This window comes from Fimbriimonas ginsengisoli Gsoil 348 (assembly GCF_000724625.1).
In the GTDB taxonomy this organism is placed as follows: domain Bacteria; phylum Armatimonadota; class Fimbriimonadia; order Fimbriimonadales; family Fimbriimonadaceae; genus Fimbriimonas; species Fimbriimonas ginsengisoli.
Map to the genome: position 1 here is coordinate 4,831,630 of NZ_CP007139.1, position 16,111 is coordinate 4,847,740.

The window sequence follows — 16,111 nt, forward strand, 5'->3', positions numbered from 1 at the left end:
GTGTTTCCGTCGTAACCCGTGTTCTATCCATGGAAGCACGGGTTTCGGCGGCACGTGCATCCGCCTGCACCCGTGGCACCCGGCCTCTCGCTCGGCGAGGATCAGTCCTTTGCCCAGAACATCTCGCCGGCCGATTCGGCGATAACCGACTCTTTCAGCACGCTGAGCGCCTTGCGAAGCCCCTCGATCGGCGACATAAGGCCGTCCTCATGCTCGATGCTGAGGACGTAGTCGTAGCCGACCATCCGCAGATTCGAGCAGAAATCCTTCCACCACTCCAGCCCGTGTCCGTACCCACACGACCGGAAGACCCAGGACCGGCCAAGAATGTCGCCGTACGACTTCGTATCGAGATTGCCGTTGCGCCCCGAGTTGTAGGGGTCGATTTTCGTGTCCTTCGCGTGTACGTGGTAGAGAGCCCCTTCCGCGCCAAGCTCGCGAACCGCCGCGATCGGATCGATACCCTGCCACCAGAGGTGCGAAGGGTCGAAGTTCGCCCCGATCGCATCGCCCACCGCGTTTCGTAGCTTCAATAGCGTGTCATTGGAGTAACACACGAAGCCGGGGTGCATTTCGATGGCGAACTTCACCTTGTGGTCGTTCAGCAGCTTCGCCTGCTCCGTCCAGTAAGGAATCACGGACTCCTTCCACTGCCATTCGAGAATGTCGCGGTATTCGTCCGGCCAGGCGCAGGTGACCCAGTTCGGGTTGACCGCGTTCGGCCCCTCGCCCGGACAGCCGGAAAAGCCGTTGACCACCCCGATACCCAGTGCGCTCGACAGCTTGACGCTGTTCACAAAGGCACGGTGGTGGTCTTCCGCGATCGCCTTGTTTGGATGCAGCGGATTGCCGTGGCAGGAGATCGCCGAGATCATGAGCCCTCGGCTCTCGACTTCGTGCACCAGCCGGTCGCGTGCTCCCTTGTCGGAGATCAGGGTCTCCACCGCTTCATGAGTCTTGCCAAGGTGCGCCGCGCCCGGATACGCCCCCGCTCCGAACTCGACCGCCTGGATCCCCTCTGCCTTGATAATGTCGAGCGCCTCGGTCAGGCTCTTATCGCCGAACAACGCCGTAAAAATTCCAATCTTCATCTCTTCCTCGTTCCCTCTGCCGCGATGCGTCGTGCCGATTATGGATGTATCCGCAACGGAGCGACAAGGGCCTAAAAAGAAACGGGGCGTGAACCCCCGACGACGTAAACGGTAAACTCCCGCCCGAAGAGTGTTTGGACCGCCAGAGTAGTCGGCCTCACCCAGCATCAGATACGGAGCAAATCTTAAATATGAGCAATAAGCGCGTCTATCTCTTCCGCGAGGGCGACAAGAGCATGCGGGATCTCCTTGGCGGTAAAGGTGCGAACCTCGCCGAAATGTCCAACATCGGTCTCCCCGTCCCCCCCGGATTCACCATCACCACCGAGGTCTGTACCGAGTACTACGCCAGCGGAAAGAAGCTGCCGGCCGGTCTGATGGAAGAGATCGAGACCGCACTGAAGGACGTGGAGAAAGACCAGGGCAAAACCCTTGGCGACCCCAATAACCCGCTCCTCCTCTCCGTCCGCTCCGGCGCCAAATTCTCCATGCCCGGCATGATGGATACCGTCCTCAACCTCGGTCTCAACGACCAGGTCGCGGAAGGGATGATCGCCAAGGGCGCCGACCCTCGCTTCGTTTACGACAGCTACCGCCGCCTCATCATGATGCTGTCCGACGTCGCTTTCGGCGACCGTTACGAAGGCATTTCCAAGCACGATTTCGAGCACCAGTTCTACGACCTGAAGGCGGAGCTCGGCGTGAAAGAAGACCTTGAGGTCTCCGCAGATAAGCTGAAGGAGCTTTGCGAGCGGTACAAGGCGTACGTCCAAAGCAAGGGCGTCACCTTCCCGCAAGACGCTCGCGAGCAGATGAAGGAAGCGGTCGAGGCTGTATTCCGCTCCTGGAATAATGAGCGAGCCATCATCTACCGCCGACGCGAGAAGATCGACGACGCCATCGGCACCGCCGTCAACATCCAGGCCATGGTCTTCGGGAACATGGGCGACGATTGCGGAACGGGCGTCGCCTTCACCCGCAACGCCTCCACCGGCGATAAGGAAGTCTTCGGCGAGTACTTGATGAACGCCCAGGGCGAGGACGTGGTCGCCGGCGTGCGAACTCCTCTCGACCTGAACGAGCTAAAGCTCCAGAACCCCATCATTTACAACGAGTTCGTCAACTTCTGCAATGTCCTCGAGCACCACTACAAGGACATGCAGGACATCGAGTTCACCATCGAGCGGAACAAATTGTTCATCTTGCAGTGCCGCTCCGGAAAGCGCACTGGCACCGCCGCCGTCAAGACTGCGGTCGACATGGTCCACGAGTGTCTCATCACCAAGGAAGAGGCGATCGCTCGTGTGAACCCCGACCTGCTCAACCAGGTTCTCCTCCCCGTCATCGCCCCCGGCACCAAGTACGACGTCATCGCCAAGGGTCTCCCTGCCGGTCCCGGCGCGGCGACCGGCGTTGCCGTCTTCGACGCCAACCGTGCCGCCGAGATGGGCAAGGGCGGCCAGGGTCAGCGCGTGATCCTCGTTCGCGCGGACACCTCTCCCGACGACTTGGCCGGCATGCTTGCCGCTCAGGGCGTTCTCACCGAGCGCGGCGGAATGACCTCCCACGCGGCCCTGGTCGCCCGCGGCTTCGGCATCCCCACCGTCGCCGGCTGCTCCTCCATCCGCGTGGACGCGGAAAAGCGCCAGTTCACGATCGGCGACGTCACCATCAAGGAAGGCGACTACATCTCGCTCAATGGCGGCCTGGGGGAAGTCATCCATGGCCAGGTGCCAGTGGAAGACGCCAAGATGACCGGCGACTTCGGAACCTTCATGGGTTGGGCCGACGAGTTCCGCAAGATGGGCGTCCGTGCCAACGCCGACTCCCCTGCCGACGTCCGCAAGGCGATTGAGTTGGGCGCCGAGGGCGTGGGCCTCACCCGAACCGAGCACATGTTCTTCGAGGGAGACCGGCGTCCGGTCGTAGTGAGCATGATTCTGGACATCGACAACCCTGAGACTCGCGCCGCCAAGCTGGGCGAGCTTCTCGAGTTCCAGCGCGAGGACTTCAAGGGAATCTTCGAGGCACTCGAAGGTCGACCCGCGACGATCCGCCTGATCGACCCGCCGCTTCACGAGTTCCTCCCCAACCTCACGGAGCTAACCGCCGAGGTCGCCGTCGATAAGGCGGCCGGAAAGTCGGATGCTGCAAAGGAAACGATGCTTCGGGCGGCCGAGTCGATGCACGAGATCAACCCGATGCTCGGCCTCCGCGGCGTTCGCCTCTCGATCGTCTATCCGGAGATCGTCGCCATGCAGGTTCGGGCGATCCTCGAAGGCGCCGCGTCGGTCATCAAGGCCGGCGGCAAGGCGGTTCCCGAGATCATGATTCCGCTTGTCGGGCACGTGAACGAGCTCACCACCATCAAGGCCGACCTCGAGAAGACCGCCAAGGCGGTCGAGGCCGAGCAGGGCGTTTCGATTCCCTACTCGTTCGGCACCATGATCGAGGTTCCTCGCGGCGCCCTTACCGCGGACGAGATCGCCGTCGAAGCCGAGTTCTTCTCGTTCGGCACCAACGACCTCACGCAGATGACCTTCGGCTTCAGCCGCGACGACTCGGACAAGTTCCTCAAGCCGTACGTAGAGCGGAAGATTCTGCCCGGCGACCCGTTCGAGAGCATCGACCGCAAGGGCGTCGGCCAGCTCATGCAGATCGCCATCGACAAGGCGAAGAAGGTCCGCCCGAACATCAAGCTCGGAATCTGCGGCGAGCACGGCGGCGACCCGTCGTCCGTGCAGTTCTGCTACGAGATCGGCTTGGACTACGTGAGCTGCTCCCCGTTCCGCGTCCCGATCGCCCGCCTCGCGGCGGCCCAGGCCGCTCTGGGTAAAGGCGTCTCGGACAAGTAGATCGAGAGAAGGCCTTCCCGGAAACGGGAAGGTCGTCTCAATTATCCCGAAGGGATTACGTCCGCTAGCGAAGGGTTGCGAGGAACGAGCTACCCTGGGACAGAGACCGAATCATTCCAACCCCAACGGGGTTGCGGCCTTCTCTGAACGCAACGCCGGTGGGGTAGCTGTCGTGGGGACTTCTGTGCCTCCGGTCGAAAACGACCGGAGGCACCTTTCAATATTTGGTGCAGACGCCGACAATAACCCCGCTATGGCGCGATCAGATATGTGTTAATCCCGGTCTGCCCGTAACGAAGGGTGGTGATGACGGTGTTCTTAGGGTAGAGAACCAACATACTTCCGAGCAAACCTTTAGAAGTTTTCACTCCCAAGTCTTCTAGGGCGCAAACGAAGTTATTCGTTCTCATTTGTTGATACGGAATCTGAACGGTAATATACGCCTTCCCATCCGTGAACGTAGTGAATTCGACAGGAAAGCCCAGCCAAGTCCCTTTGTATTGTTTAGCGCCGCTAGCGAAAACGTAAGTGGGAGCCGTATCGATTGACGCCACTGATTTGGCATCTCCAGACTCTCCGCATCCAAACGTGAAGTTACGGGTGGCGCGGGTAGCGGGCAACGGTCGCGTGATCGGTGCAAACTCAAGAGCCGCACCGCCCACGTCGGAGCGGGTGAGACTAAGCACGTTATTCGGCTTTACAGTTCCGTCCAGGGTAAATGTTGCGCCGTTATTTGCGAGACACGTCAAGTGCACAGTGGTTCCCTCGATCGTTCCAGACAGGAAACCTCCCGCATGATCTTCATCAACGCCCGGATCTTCGACTTCGTAATCGCCTTCGTACGTGCCGTCTTTTTCACGATCTAAATCGATGGACATCTGAAAGCCATCGGGCAGGCTCGCGACGTAGAGGGTGTCGTCGGCAAGGACGGCGCTTTTCGTCTGAGAAGACGAGTTCCCCCCGCAACCCCCAAACATCAGACCGAGGATCGCGAACCACAATATGCGTTTGTGCATTCACGGAGTATGACGGAGCGGCGTTCGCATAAAATTGCAGTAAACATGTTACTAAGTTTTCGGCGATAGAATGGATAGCGTGAACAGCCACTTCCCCACCATCCAGGCCCACTGCCTCTCCAAGCCAAACGCCTACGAGGACTATCCGTGGGGTGACACGGTTTGGAAGGTGAAGCCGAAGGATAAGATCTTCTGCTTCGGCGGCGTCGATTCCGACAAAATCACCGTCAAGGCGACTCAAGATGAGCAGGCGGCGTTAACTCAGCTCCCGGGAATCGTCCCTGCGCCGTACCTCGCACGCCACGGGTGGATATCCGTCGATCTTGCCGAGCCTCAAAATGCCGAGATGGCGCTCGAGCTGATCGACCGGAGCTACGAGCTCGTTGTTTCACCGCCGAAGAAATCTAAGGTGCATCCTCAACCAAGTTAGCTTTGATGTAAGCCGACTGCCGTCCGATCTGGTCGCGCTCTTTATCGTTTAGGCCCCATTTCCTCAAAGTGGATACTGGCGGCATCTTTAGCAGCCGGCCAACCAGAAAGACCGTATCGCGCGGTTGGACGACGAGTTGATGCTCACCCTTATGGCCCGGATTCGTGGGCTCATCCATCTTTACTAAGATGCTATCCGCCTCCGTGGGACCGATGCTAAAGATCTTGTCCCCCGGTACCGTCTGGACGGATGCGCCGTCGATTCGGACCAAGTGCCCGACATATTGGGGCGTCCCATCGATGATGTCGATGAACGTAGCCGGCCGACCCGTCGCCGCTCGATAGTCGGTCCCGGTTGGAGATTCGACGATACGGCCACCTCCCGTGACCACCGCGAACCGCTCGGCTCGTCCGCTCGTACCCGGCTCATCGAGAATCGCGACATTGAACGCCCGCGGCCCGGCTTGCTGGTTCAGTTTCGGAATCAACAGGTACGCGAACCCAAACGCCATCGCCCCTGCGAAAAGCGTGCAGAGAACCACGAGATTGATCCGTCGCGGATCTGGGTTTTCCCGGAGTGGAATGCGTACATCCGATTGGTCGTCCATTTCAAAACACCTAAGTTAGCCACGCCCTACAAGTAGTAGTGGCACGGGCGGCCCGCCTGAGTAAGAACCTTTCGTTGATCCATCGAAACTCGTACCGGGTCGAAGCCCCTAAGAGTAGGGCTCGCCAAACGCCTAATATGGTTCCCACTTGACCACGCCCTGTCCCATTGCCACGCCGCAACGTTTTCCGCTACCGTAGATCTATGCCGGAGTTTCCCGACATCGAGCTGTATCGAGTACGGCTCGCCGAGCGAATCGTCGGATCGAACGTCGAGTCGCTGACCTTCTTCAATCCTTTCGTTCTTCGCTCGTACGCCGTAGCTCCTCAGGAGTTCACGGGCCTTAAGGTCGTAGGGATCGAAAGGCTTGGCAAGCGGATCGTCATCGCGGTGGAAAACGAGCGCTTCATCGTCATCCACCTCATGGTGGCGGGACGGCTGCAGTGGCAATCACCCGCCCCGGACGCCAAGCGAGCGACCGGAAAGATCCAGCTCGCCGCGTTTCGGTTCTCGACCGGCCTGCTCTCGTTGATCGAGTCCTCGACCCGGAAGCGCGCGTCGATCCACCTCGTCGCCGGCCGCGCCGGGCTTGCCGAGCACGAGCGCGGCGGTCTGAATCTCATGGATTCGACCCCCGCTGAGTTCGCCCAGCGGCTGCGGGCCACGAACCGGACCCTGAAGCGAGCGCTGACCGACCCTCGCACCTTCGACGGAATCGGCAACGCATACTCCGACGAAATCCTCTTCGCCGCCCGGATCTCCCCGGTGAGAACGACCGGTTCCCTCAAAGACGAGGAGGTCGAACGCCTTCACAGGGCGACCGTCGAGACGCTGATCCACTGGACCGAGAAGCTCCAACGCACCGTCCCCGGCTTCCCTAAGAACGCCGACGTCACCGCGTTCCGACCCGATTTCGCCGTTCACAACCGCTTCGGTCACCCCTGCCCAAACTGCGGAGCCCCGATCCAACACATCGTCTACGCCGAAAACGAGACGAACTACTGCGCCCGCTGCCAAAACGAAGGCCGCCTCCTCGCCGACCGAAGCCTATCGAGGCTCCTGAAGGACGACTGGCCAAAGACGCTGGAGGAGATGCTTGGGGGATAGGCGTTAAGGCGTTGGGCGTTAAACCTGGCGAAACTGTTTTCTGCCAATCCAAGACTTTCCCAGCGCCCAACGCCTCAATCCCGCAAGATCGAAGAAGCCCGGCTCCCTCTAAAAGGCGCACAATCGGACTCGATGGATGCGCAGGTTCTTCGGTCTTGGTGGGCGACTCGGCAGGGGCTTCCGATGGGGATGCCGGGAGCTCGACCGGCGGATGTGTTGGCGAAATCGGGGTGGTCGCGGTCCGTCGGCGGTGCCAATCCTTACCTAACGCTCCTCGCCCGCGCCGGAACGTCGCGGGAAGAAGCCGATAGAGCCGTCGCCGACCTCCAAATTCACGAGCTTCCAAGCGCCCGCGGCTGCACCTACGTTGTTCCCCAAGAAGATTTCGCGTTAGCCCTGAAGGTCAGCCAAGGTTTTGGCGACGCCGGCGATATCCAAGTTGCCAAGAAATACCTTGGCGTCACCGACGATGAGCTGGAGCACCTGGAGGAGCGAACGTTAGACGTTCTGTCAAAAGGTCCCAAGGACCCGACCGCCTTGCGAAACGAGCTGGGCGACGCCGTGCGAAACCTCGGCCCAGAGGGAAAAAAGCGAGGCCAAACGACCACGCTTCCCCTCATTCTCGGTCGCCTACAGACTCGCGGAGAGATTCGCCGGGTTCCGGTCAACGGACGAATCGACCAACAGCGGTACGCCTACACCCGATGGGAAAACAATCCGCTGGCCGGGTTTGACCTGTCCACCGAGGAGGCGTATACGGAGATGGCTCGCCGCTATTTTCGCTGGACCGGCCCCGCCAGCGTCCAACACTTCCAATGGTTCTCCGCGCTTGGCGTCAAGGGGTCCAAGTCGGCACTCGAACCACTTGGATTAGTTCCCATCGAACCGGGAAGCGACCTGCTGATGTTTCCGGACGAATTGGACGCTCTCCACGCCCACCGCGTCCCGAGCGAGCCGCAATACTCGCTCATCAGCGCGCTCGATGGAATTTTCCTCCACCGCAGAGATGTGGCCTCATTCCTGGAAGAAGCCGATAAGGATCGAAAGCTCCCGGGTGAAAAAGGGCTTATTCGCGCCCGAGATCTACAGGACCTGAACAACCACGCTATCGTCGACCGTGGCCGAATCGTCGGCCTGTGGGAATACGAGCAGCCGACCGAATCGATCGTCTGGCTCGGCTTCGTGGAGCCAAGCGAGGCGCTTCGTGCGGAGGTAGCTAGGGTTGAAGCCTATGTCCGCGACCAACTCGGCGACTGCCGCTCCTTCAGCCTCGACTCCCCCGCCAGCCGCCAAAAGACGATCGATATGCTGCGGGCAGGGGGCGCTGGGCGTTAGGTGTTGGGCGCTGGGACAAGGCAGACACCCGCTTAGGTCTCAAGTGTCCTACCAGCCTCCGCGTTCCCGAAAGCGCCCAACGCCCAACGCCCGACGCCCATCCCAGCCATTTCTCCCGCAAAGAGCGACGCCGCGGGCCCGAACGGGGTAAATGGAAGTATGCCCTTGTTAGCCGCCGCGCTTCTTCTTGCGCAGGCTCCGACGCTTCATGTGCCCGCGATCTTCGCGGACAACATGGTGCTGCAAAGAAACCAGCCGCTGCCGTTCTTCGGCACCGCCCAACCTGGAACCCACATCGACGTCACGTTAAACGGCCACCACGCCTACACCAATGCCAAGCGCGACGGTACCTGGATGGTCAAGCTCCGCCCGATGGACGCGGGCGGCCCGTATACGGCGACGATCACCGGCGACGGCACCATCACTCTCCGGAACGTGATGGTCGGCGAAGTTTGGCTCTGCTCGGGTCAGTCGAATATGGAAATGCGAGTGGGCGAAGCCCGCGAAAGCCAGGTCGCCCAATCGCTCGCCGACCCGGATATTCGAATGTTCACCGTTCAGCATCTGAGTTCGGAGATCCCCGCCCCCGACGTTACGGGCAGTTGGGTCACCTCCTCCGGCGACAGTGTCGTGAACTTCTCCGCCGTTGCGTATTGGTACGCAGTCGAGCTCCACAAAAAGCTGGGAGTGCCGATCGGACTCATCCACTCCTCCTGGGGCGGAACCCCGATCGAGGCGTGGACGAGCCGGCACGCCTATAACGTGAAGCCGACCTTGGCCCCGATCGTAAAAAACTATCTTGCCGGCCTTCACGATTTCCCCGAGCGGAAAGCGGAATACGACCGCAAGCTAGCCGACTGGAAGGAAAGCGTCTATCACACGGATACCGGAAACGACGGGTTCGGAATGAGATATCCGGAGCCGGACTGCGATACCACTTCCTGGCGTCAGGTGACCCTCCCCAACCTGCTAGAAGTGACGGAGAACCGCCAAATGGACGGAGCGGTTTGGTATCGCAAAACCATCGATGTTCCCGCCGAATGGGCCGGTAAGCCTTTGCGCCTCGTGCTCGGCACGATTAAAGATTTCGACATCACCTACTTCAACGGCCGCCGAATCGGCGCGATCGACGACCGCACCCCCTACTGGTACGCCGTCGATCGGGTCTATCCCGTTCCTCCGGCGCTCGTCCACGCCGGAGCCAACACCATTGCGGTACGAATCTTCAACCAGTTCGGCCCCGGCGGCTTCACCGGCGGCGCCAACCAGCTTAAAATCGCCCCCGCCGACGGCTCCGGCGAACCGATCTTTTTAGAAGGCGCGTGGCTTAGCAAGGTGGAAAGATATATCGAGCCCGCGACCGAGGAAGTCGTCAACTCGAAACCGCAACCACCATTTGGTCCTGGCCATCCTTGGGCTCCGGGCGGCCTGTACAACGGCATGATCGATCCGCTCATCCCGTACGCCATCAAGGGTGTGCTCTGGTACCAGGGCGAGGCGAATGTTAACTACGCCTACCAATACCGGGAGCTATTCCCAACGCTTATCGAGGATTGGCGACGGCGGTGGGAAGAAGGCGACATGCCGTTCTATTTCGTACAGCTCGCCGGATACACCGAACGGCTGAACGACCCGGTCGAAAGCAACTGGGCGGAGCTGCGGGAGGCTCAGGCAAAGGCGCTCGCGCTCCCCAATACCGGAATGGCTACCGCGGTGGACATTGGCGAGGCCAATGACATTCACCCGAAGAACAAGCGCGAAGTCGGCCGCCGCCTCGCCCTCATCGCCTTGGCGAGAGACTACGGACAGAAGGTGATCTACACAGGTCCGACCATGCGCGAAGTCAAGTTCGAGGGGAGCGAAGCTCACATCCAGTACGACAACGTTGCCGACGGTCTTAAGAGCGTCGACGGGAGCGCCCTCGGCGCGTTCACAATCGCGGGCGAAGACCACAAGTTCTACTGGGGCGTGGCAAAGCTCGTTGGAAATACGGTGGTCGTGTCGAACCCCTACGTGCCAAAACCGGTCGCCGTCCGCTATGCTTGGGCGAACAACCCGTATGTCAACCTCGCGAATTCGGAAGGGCTCCCGGCTCTCCCGTTCCGCACCGACGACTGGCCGGGAATAACTTCGGGGGCAAGATGAGAACGATTCGACTTTGGGAAGGGGATGCGCCGGGCGCAGTCGGCCATGAAGAGCTCGACATCCCGACGCTGACGGTTCTGTCGGAGCAGGCAGGCGAGAGCAAGCCGGCATTTATCGTCTTCCCCGGCGGCGCTTATGCCATGCTGGCCGACCACGAGGGCCTGCCGGTGGCAAAGTGGTTTGAGACGGTCGGCGTCCGGGGGTTCGTGCTTCGGTACCGGCTCGGTCCGCGTTACCACCACCCGATCGAGCTTGGAGATGCTGCTCGCGCGGTCCGGCTCGTCCGGTCGAGAGCCGCCGAATTCGGAGTTGACCCGAAGAAGATCGGCGTGCTTGGATTCTCCGCCGGCGGGCACCTCGCTTCGACGATTTCCACTCACCACGATTCCGGATCTGACTCCGCCTCCGATCCAATCGATCGAGCCTCCTCCCGCCCCGATGCCGCGACGCTGATCTACCCCGTCATTTCGATGACCGCACCATTCGGGCACATGTATTCGCGAGAGATGCTGCTCGGAAAGAATTCGACCGATCAGCAAGCGGAAGCGCTTTCCAACTACAAGACCGTCTCCCTCGACACTCCCCCGACCTTCCTGTGCCACGGAGCGAACGACGACGCCGTCCCCGTCCAAAATTCCCTTCTCTACAGCCAGGCCCTCGCCGACCACAAGGTTCCGTTCGAGCTCCACGTCCCCAAACACGGCCCCCACGGCTTCGGCATGGGAGCGGCTGGCTCGCCGCAAGACTGGCGCCCAGCGGCCGAGAAGTGGCTTCGGGGAATCGGGTTTTAGCCCCCGGTCGTTCGGGTCGCGCAGGAGCAGGTGCGTAGGGTTAATCCGCACATTGGGATCGATTAGCCACAAAGGGGCCTTGTCGTGATGTGTTTTGCCAGGCAAGTTCTTGGCTAACGAAGATGGTATGGCCCGAACGAAGGTTCTGAGCCAGCCCCGAAGGGGGCGTCGATCCTCTAGCCCAGCGGCGTAAGCCCTGGGTAGCGAGGCCGGTGACGAACCGGCCCTGAAAGGGTCGCATCACCGCATCTTTTAAGTGGGCAGCATGGCCGAACTGTCCTACTTGAACGCTGCCAGAGACTACGCCCGTCCGCTTCGCGACTTTGGCGGCACCGGAGGTCGAACCGCGACGCCCGCCATTCCCTCTGTATCGTCTGGGCGAATCCGCCTTGCGCTAATGACAGACGGCTTCGTGCTGGTGGCAGACTGCAACCTTGAACCGCGGCTCCGGAGGCGCTCGATTCCGCATGAAACCGCGGCCGCCCAAATCGGAACCGTCGACTGCAGCACAATGCTTAGCGCCAGAATCAGCGCGGAATAGATTAGCCACTGCGCTGGTGTGTTGAACATTCTCTTTACCGGTAACGCAAGACGGCCGCGCACGTTGCGTAGCTCATCACACTTGGCACCGCAATGTTTCATTCACGACGTCATGAGAATCTTTGTCGACGATCCCACCCAGAGTTCACGTCTTTTCACGAAGCTTCCTAATGCCGTCCAAAATGAACTCATGCAGCGGCACGTGATCGTGGTGGGAGCGGGCGCGGCTGGCATTTTGGCGGCTTGGCGAGCCGCAACCCTCGGCGCGAAGGTCACTCTGGTCGAAAAGACCAACCGCGTCGGCACCAAGATCCTCGTCTCCGGGGGCGGGAAGTGCAACATCACTCATTCCGGGCCGATCGAAGACCTCCTCAAGGCGTTTCGTCCGGAGGAGGGACGCTTCATTCGCCCCGCCTGCTACCGTTTCCGCAACGAGGAGATCGTGGCGATGCTCACCGCGAAGGGTCTGCGGGTTTACACCCGCCCCGATGGCCGAATCTTCCCCGTCGACCAAACCGCCAAGGATGTGGTCGGAATCCTGCGCGGATATCTCGAAGAAGAGCGGGTGGAAATCAAGCTTGAGTCCGCCGCAAGCGGCTTGATCGTTGAGAACGGAGCCGTGACCGGCATCCGCTACCGCCGAGCCCACACTCTGACCCGAAGCCGCCTCGAGGAACCGGAGGGCTACCGGGCGAACACCGCGAAGAACCTTCTGAAGCAGCTCGATCCGGTCGCCGCCACCTCCGCCGGCGAAGAGATCGAGTTAAGAGCCGACCGCGTCATTTTGAGCACCGGCGGAAGCTCGTACCCCAATAGCGGCACCACCGGCGACGGCTGGCCCTGGATGCGCGAGCTTGGGCATACCGTGACCAAACTCCGCGCCGCGCTTGCTCCAATCTATCTGGAGACCACTCGCGAATGGTCCGGTATCGCGTTACGAGACATCGTACTGAAAGCCCGGCAGGGGAAAGAGATCGCCCGCTGGCAAGGCGACCTGCTCTTCACCCACCAAGGGGTCTCCGGACCGACCGCCCTCGCGGTCAGCCGCGTCGTGGCCGAGCAGATGGAAACCGGCGAGGTAACTCTCGAAGTGGATCTACGTCCGAACCACGCCTTTGAAGAGGTCGCGGCGGAACTCTTGGAGTTCGCGTCAAAGAACCCCGGCAAGCGAATTACCACTTTTGTCGACGCCCTGATCCCCGATCGCCTCGTCGAGTTCCTTGTCGACGCGGCCGGAATTCCGATCGATCTCACCGGCGCTCGTCTGGACCGAAAGGCAAGAAATCGGCTCGCCACCGTCCTCAAAGCGTGGCCCCTCGGCAAGGTTCGCCACGTACCTCTTGAAAAGGGCGAGGTCGTCGCCGGGGGCGTTTCGCTGGACGAAATCGATCCTCACTCCATGGCGTCGAAGAGAGTAAAGGGGCTCTACCTTTGCGGCGAGATCCTCGACGTCGCCGGCCCGGTAGGCGGATATAACCTCCAAGCCGCCTTCGCCACCGGGTACGTGGCCGGGGAATCCGCGGCCCGGCCCAACGCAACCTGAGGAAACGCGCTACAGTATCGGTAGACGAACGCCGTGTACGAACTGCTCTTCTTGATCGGATTCATCGGCTTCACCGCAATGACCGCCCTGGGATTCTTGGGGCACGGGGGCGGGCGCGGCCACGGTGGTGGCCACGGACATGGGCACAGCCCGGTCGGCCACGGTCACGGACACGCCATCGGCGGAAGCCACGGCCATGCTCACGCGCCTCACGCCGCCCCGGCCCATGCCCATCACACCCCCGCTCACCTGCAGCAGCCGATCGATTCGATCGCCCAAGCTCCTCCCGCGGGCAACGTCGGACCCATGGGCCCCAAGCTCGGTCCGGCGCAGCACGCGCCCAAGCTCTCGGTCAAAGGTGGTCTGAAGGGTGGCCGCGGCGTGAGCCGGTGGCTGGCCATCTCTCCCCTCGACCTCTTCAGCTTCGCCCTCGGAGCCGGCGCCGCCGGGATCCTCCTGAAGGGCCTCGTGGCCGCCGCGATGCTTCCCTGGTTCGCCGTCCTGGGCGCTCTCGTGTTCAACTTCGCGCTTGTGAAGCCGATCATCGGGCTGATGGCTCGATTCGCCGCCCCCCCAAGCGAGGGGCTGGAAGGTCTGGTTGCCAAGAGCGGAGTCGCCGCCATGCGGTTCGACCGGGACGGCCGAGGCCTGGTTTGTCTAACGTTGGACGGCGCCAGCGTACAGGTTCTGGCCACTCTGGACCCCGACGAGCGAGCTCGGGGCGTTCTGGTTGCCAAGGGGGATCCCGTCACCGTTATCGAAGTCGATTCCGCACGCAACACGTGTCTCGTCACACGGGAGTTGGGGGCCTAGCTTGCGGCCCTCACTCGTTACTGGGCAAGCCTCTCGAATCGTTTACAGAAAGTAATCATGACCGAACCGCAAATCGTTACGGCAGCGATAATTGTCGTACTAGTTCTCTTCGTTCCGATCCTGATCAGCCGGCTCCTCCGGACGGTCGAAGCGGGCACCATTCGCCTGGTCAGCTTCCTGGGCGGCAAAGTCTCCATCTACCGTGGCCCGGGAAAGAGCTGGGAGATTCCGCTGGTCAATACCGGCACCACCATCCCCTCCAAGGCGATCAATATCGACCTCGACATCGCCGACCAAACTGCCGACGTCGACCGAAACGGCCAACCGAGGCCGATCAAAGTCCGCGTCCTCGCCAGCGCGATCGTCTCGGTAGGCGATACCAACGAGCTGATCCGAACTGCCGCCAACCGCTTCTTCGCGATGCCGCTCCCGGTTCAAAACTCGACCCTGACCGACCTGCTTACGTCCACCGGCCGCCGAGCGATCAACCTGCTTCACCACGACGAGCTATTTAACGCCAAGGTGAGCTTTGGGTCCGCTGCCAACCCGCAGGAGCCCTCCGATGTTCTCGCCCGACCCGGTTTTGCCGCCCTGCCAAACGCCGAAGACGACGATCGGCTCGCCATCATCATCAAGAGCGCGTGCTCCCGCGAGCTCCAGGATCTCGGCCTTGTATTCAACTCCTTGAACATTAAGGAAGTCCAAAGCGAGGTCGCCGAAGCGCGACGCCGCCAGTCGGCGGTCGAAGCCAAGGCGAACGCCGACATCGTCCAAGCGGACCAAGAGCGGCGCGCCCGCGAAGCGCAGCTCGGCGCCGAGCAAGCCGTCAACGACAAGCAGCGTGACCTCGAGCAGAGGCGAGCACAAAACGCCGCCGTGATCGCGACCGCCGAAGCCGAGAAGCAAGAGGCGCTCCGATCGCTACGCGAAGCGGAGCTCCGGGCCACCCAGCTCGCCCAGGCTACTGCCGACGCCGAAAAGATGAAGGTCAACGCCGAAGCGATGGCCGAGGCCGAGGCGGTTCGCCTCCGCACGGTTGCCGTGGCTCAAGCCGACGCGATCCGCGAGATCAACAAAGCAATCGCCGAGGGCGGAGACGCTTACCTCGCGCTGAGGCAGCTCGAAATGCTGCCGCAGATCGCCCCCGTCATCGCCAACGCGCTTGCCAGCGCCAAGCTGGTCAACATTTCCAGCGACGGCCGTGGCGCCGCCGGCGGCGCCGCCGATCAAATCACCGGCGTAATTCAAACGATCTTGGCCGCCCAACTCGTAAGCACCTCCCTGAAAGACGTCTCGGCGCCCAACGGAAAGGAGGCATCGGCCAGCCCGTCACTGCCTACCCCCTCTCCCTCGATTCCGACGGCAACGACCGTCGCCCCGATCCCACCGAAGGTGACGATCCGAAAGGACTCGTAACCGCGAACAACCCCGGTTAGGACGCGTCGAAAGGCTATGGCGCGTCCCGGCTCGCCCCCTTCGCCGACGCACATAAGGAATTCAAAATGAACAAGAGAGCCCTGATCGTAGTAGGTGGGGCCTTCGGGCTCCTCGCCGCTGGCTACGCAATCCAACGTCTCCTAAAGCGGGACGATATCCGCGAGAAGCTCGGACTGAACGACAAAAAGCTGTTGCAGTCCGCCTCGATGCGCGACGACCAGGTCGACGCCTCGTCCGAAGACAGCTTCCCCGCCAGCGACCCACCCAGCTTCACCCCAACCACCTCCATCGGCGCGGCACGAACGGAGTAAGGATTTCTAGCATACGGAGCGTTCGACCCCGCTTCGCTTCGGAGCTATCCGGAGCGTGCGGAGAGCGGGTGCATTAGGGTAATGCCTAACA

At 61.4% G+C, this 16,111-nt stretch carries 14 protein-coding genes; 11 read left to right on the top strand and 3 right to left on the bottom strand.

What is annotated here, in order from left to right:
• Nucleotides 1-101: 101 nt before the first annotated feature.
• The gene (locus tag OP10G_RS21770; protein ID WP_025228319.1) at nt 102-1,091 is read right to left on the bottom strand and encodes a sugar phosphate isomerase/epimerase family protein; all 990 of its coding nucleotides are present in this window, start codon (nt 1,089-1,091) and stop codon (nt 102-104) included.
• A 191-nt stretch (nt 1,092-1,282) separates the two neighbouring features.
• Here OP10G_RS21770 and ppdK point away from each other — a divergent pair, with 191 nt between their 5' ends.
• Nucleotides 1,283-3,946, top strand: coding sequence for a pyruvate, phosphate dikinase (gene ppdK, locus OP10G_RS21775; RefSeq protein WP_025228318.1), 2,664 nt, complete (start codon nt 1,283-1,285; stop codon nt 3,944-3,946).
• Between the two features lie 251 nt (nt 3,947-4,197).
• On the opposite strand, the gene OP10G_RS21780 is transcribed toward ppdK, so the two are convergent.
• The gene (locus OP10G_RS21780; RefSeq protein ID WP_025228317.1) at nt 4,198-4,947 is read right to left on the bottom strand and encodes a hypothetical protein; all 750 of its coding nucleotides are present in this window, start codon (nt 4,945-4,947) and stop codon (nt 4,198-4,200) included.
• A 94-nt stretch (nt 4,948-5,041) separates the two neighbouring features.
• Here OP10G_RS21780 and OP10G_RS21785 point away from each other — a divergent pair, with 94 nt between their 5' ends.
• Nucleotides 5,042-5,392, top strand: a complete 351-nt coding sequence (locus OP10G_RS21785) for an MmcQ/YjbR family DNA-binding protein (protein ID WP_038476403.1) — start codon at nt 5,042-5,044, stop codon at nt 5,390-5,392.
• On the opposite strand, the gene OP10G_RS21790 is transcribed toward OP10G_RS21785, so the two are convergent.
• Nucleotides 5,367-5,999: a hypothetical protein gene (locus OP10G_RS21790; RefSeq protein WP_025228315.1), complete on the bottom strand. Its 633-nt coding sequence runs from the start codon at nt 5,997-5,999 to the stop codon at nt 5,367-5,369. The two genes, OP10G_RS21785 and OP10G_RS21790, sit on opposite strands and share 26 nt — an antisense overlap.
• Nucleotides 6,000-6,202: 203 nt before the next feature.
• Here OP10G_RS21790 and OP10G_RS21795 point away from each other — a divergent pair, with 203 nt between their 5' ends.
• The 9 genes from OP10G_RS21795 (at nt 6,203) to OP10G_RS21835 (ending at nt 16,020) form a co-directional block, all read left to right on the top strand.
• Nucleotides 6,203-7,105: an Fpg/Nei family DNA glycosylase gene (locus OP10G_RS21795; protein ID WP_025228314.1), complete on the top strand. Its 903-nt coding sequence runs from the start codon at nt 6,203-6,205 to the stop codon at nt 7,103-7,105.
• Between the two features lie 132 nt (nt 7,106-7,237).
• A complete protein-coding gene (locus OP10G_RS21800) occupies nt 7,238-8,440 on the top strand; it encodes a DNA glycosylase AlkZ-like family protein (protein WP_025228313.1) in 1,203 nt (400 codons plus the stop codon).
• A 159-nt stretch (nt 8,441-8,599) separates the two neighbouring features.
• Nucleotides 8,600-10,585 (top strand): sialate O-acetylesterase, encoded by a 1,986-nt coding sequence (locus OP10G_RS21805; protein WP_025228312.1) that lies wholly within the window; start codon nt 8,600-8,602, stop codon nt 10,583-10,585.
• A complete protein-coding gene (locus OP10G_RS21810; RefSeq protein ID WP_025228311.1) occupies nt 10,582-11,376 on the top strand; it encodes an alpha/beta hydrolase in 795 nt (264 codons plus the stop codon). The genes OP10G_RS21805 and OP10G_RS21810 overlap by 4 nt, the downstream gene beginning before the upstream one ends.
• 265 nt (nt 11,377-11,641) lie before the next feature.
• Nucleotides 11,642-11,917 (top strand): hypothetical protein, encoded by a 276-nt coding sequence (locus OP10G_RS21815; RefSeq protein ID WP_025228310.1) that lies wholly within the window; start codon nt 11,642-11,644, stop codon nt 11,915-11,917.
• A 189-nt stretch (nt 11,918-12,106) separates the two neighbouring features.
• Nucleotides 12,107-13,459 (top strand): BaiN/RdsA family NAD(P)/FAD-dependent oxidoreductase, encoded by a 1,353-nt coding sequence (locus OP10G_RS25320; protein WP_052547913.1) that lies wholly within the window; start codon nt 12,107-12,109, stop codon nt 13,457-13,459.
• 33 nt (nt 13,460-13,492) lie between these two features.
• The gene (locus OP10G_RS27255) at nt 13,493-14,272 is read left to right on the top strand and encodes a hypothetical protein (RefSeq protein WP_025228308.1); all 780 of its coding nucleotides are present in this window, start codon (nt 13,493-13,495) and stop codon (nt 14,270-14,272) included.
• Between the two features lie 57 nt (nt 14,273-14,329).
• Complete coding sequence (locus OP10G_RS21830; protein WP_025228307.1) at nt 14,330-15,688, top strand: flotillin family protein; 1,359 nt, start codon at nt 14,330-14,332, stop codon at nt 15,686-15,688.
• Between the two features lie 86 nt (nt 15,689-15,774).
• Nucleotides 15,775-16,020 carry a hypothetical protein gene (locus OP10G_RS21835; protein ID WP_025228306.1) on the top strand — a complete coding sequence of 82 codons (246 nt, stop codon included), beginning with the start codon at nt 15,775-15,777 and terminating at the stop codon, nt 16,018-16,020.
• Nucleotides 16,021-16,111: the final 91 nt, after the last annotated feature.

Excerpts from the sequence above, each read along its gene's own strand:
- ppdK (WP_025228318.1), top strand. The coding sequence starts at position 1,283 with ATGAGCAATAAGCGCGTCTATCTCTTCCGCGAGGGCGACAAGAGCATG.
- OP10G_RS21830 (WP_025228307.1), top strand. The coding sequence starts at position 14,330 with ATGACCGAACCGCAAATCGTTACGGCAGCGATAATTGTCGTACTAGTT.
- OP10G_RS21795 (WP_025228314.1), top strand. The coding sequence starts at position 6,203 with ATGCCGGAGTTTCCCGACATCGAGCTGTATCGAGTACGGCTCGCCGAG.
- OP10G_RS21815 (WP_025228310.1), top strand. The coding sequence starts at position 11,642 with ATGGCCGAACTGTCCTACTTGAACGCTGCCAGAGACTACGCCCGTCCG.
- OP10G_RS25320 (WP_052547913.1), top strand. The coding sequence starts at position 12,107 with ATGCAGCGGCACGTGATCGTGGTGGGAGCGGGCGCGGCTGGCATTTTG.
- OP10G_RS21770 (WP_025228319.1), bottom strand. The coding sequence starts at position 1,091 with ATGAAGATTGGAATTTTTACGGCGTTGTTCGGCGATAAGAGCCTGACC.
- OP10G_RS21800 (WP_025228313.1), top strand. The coding sequence starts at position 7,238 with ATGGATGCGCAGGTTCTTCGGTCTTGGTGGGCGACTCGGCAGGGGCTT.
- OP10G_RS21835 (WP_025228306.1), top strand. The coding sequence starts at position 15,775 with ATGAACAAGAGAGCCCTGATCGTAGTAGGTGGGGCCTTCGGGCTCCTC.
- OP10G_RS21810 (WP_025228311.1), top strand. The coding sequence starts at position 10,582 with ATGAGAACGATTCGACTTTGGGAAGGGGATGCGCCGGGCGCAGTCGGC.
- OP10G_RS21790 (WP_025228315.1), bottom strand. The coding sequence starts at position 5,999 with ATGGACGACCAATCGGATGTACGCATTCCACTCCGGGAAAACCCAGAT.
- OP10G_RS21805 (WP_025228312.1), top strand. The coding sequence starts at position 8,600 with ATGCCCTTGTTAGCCGCCGCGCTTCTTCTTGCGCAGGCTCCGACGCTT.